A 1,373-nucleotide genomic window follows, 5' to 3' on the forward strand; every position below is an offset into this window, starting at 1 on the left:
TTGACGTCCTCCCCTCCCTCAGCTGCTTAGGCAGCTGCCGCCAACGGCGGAAAGGAAGGGGATTCCTACGGCGCTCAGGCACGGCATTGAGCCATCCCTGAATCGCTTCGGTGGGTTCCTGCTGCTGGCGGCCTTACTGCGCCACTCACTTCACAGGCGAGCCGGGCGTGCCCCGCCCTTAATACATTGATGGCGCCGATATGATCGGCATTGGCCTCGAAGCCACAATCGACACAGGCAAAGCGGGCCTGGCTGCGCCGGTTCTCCGCAGCGACATGACCGCACTCGGGGCAGGTGCGGCTGGTGTTGTGCGGTGGCACAACGACCAGATGCGCCCCACGCCAGGCCAGCTTGTAGTCGAGCTGGCGCCGGAACTCGAACCACCCCTGGTCGAGGATCGAACGATTGAGGCCGGACTTCTGGCGAACATGGCGGCCGGGTTGCTCGACACTGCCTCTGGCCGAGCGCGACATGTTGCCGACCTGCAGGTCTTCCAGCACCACGAGCGCGTGGTTTTGGCTGATCGTGGCGGAAGCCTTGTGCAGGAAATCACGCCGGGCATTGGCGATGCGAGCCTGGATTTTCTGGATGCGGGCCTTGGCCTTCTTCCAGTTGTTGCTGAACTTGACCTTGCGGCTCATGGCTTGCTGCGCCTTGCGCAGCGCCGTCTGGTGTTTCTTGAAGCTGTTGAGAGGTGCCAGAAAGCTGCCATCGGAGAGCGTGGCGAACCGCGCCACGCCCATGTCGATGCCCACAGCCCCGCCAGTCGGCGCCGGCACCGCGACCTCACGCTCAGTCTGGATCGAGACGAACCATCGCCCCGCCGACTGGCTGACGGTGACGTTCTTGACCGTCCCCAGCACCTCGCGGCTCTTGCGGAAACGTAGCCAACCCAACTTGGGCAGGTAGAGCCGCCGATTGCCCTGATCGAGCTTGACCTGTTTCGGATCGGGATAGCGGAAGCTGTCACGCTGACCCTTCCTCTTGAAGCGCGGGAAGTCCGCCCGCTTGGCGAAGAAGTTGGCATAGGCGCGATCGAGATCCTTCAGCGACTGCTGGAGCGGGTGGATCGGCCCATCCTTGAGCCATGGCGTGTCGTCGCTGTTGCGCCAGCCGGTAAGCTGCTTGCACAAGGCCGCATACCCCAACTTCTTCTCACCGGCTGCATACCGCTCTTTCTGCAACGCCAGCCCTCGGTTGAACACGTACCGTGCCATGCCGGCAAACTGGCGCATCTTGCGCACCTGCTCGCCGGTGGGCATCAGTTCGTATTTGAAGGCTTGGAGACGTTGCACGAAGCACCCTGTGCTGTCGATACATCCAGTATTATAGGGCGCCTGCGGCGCCCGCGCTATCCTTCCCCGCACTAGAAG

Annotated in this window: 1 protein-coding gene; it reads right to left on the minus strand. The window is 62.9% G+C overall.

The window, feature by feature from the left end; genetic code table 11:
* Window positions 1-74 precede the first annotated feature (74 nt).
* Window positions 75-1,373: RNA-guided endonuclease InsQ/TnpB family protein (locus tag Q673_RS35480; protein WP_235048548.1), on the minus strand; the 1,299-nt coding region annotated here is incomplete at its 5' end.

The organism is Halomonas sp. PBN3 (genome assembly GCF_000475415.1).
GTDB lineage: Bacteria > Pseudomonadota > Gammaproteobacteria > Pseudomonadales > Halomonadaceae > Halomonas > Halomonas shengliensis.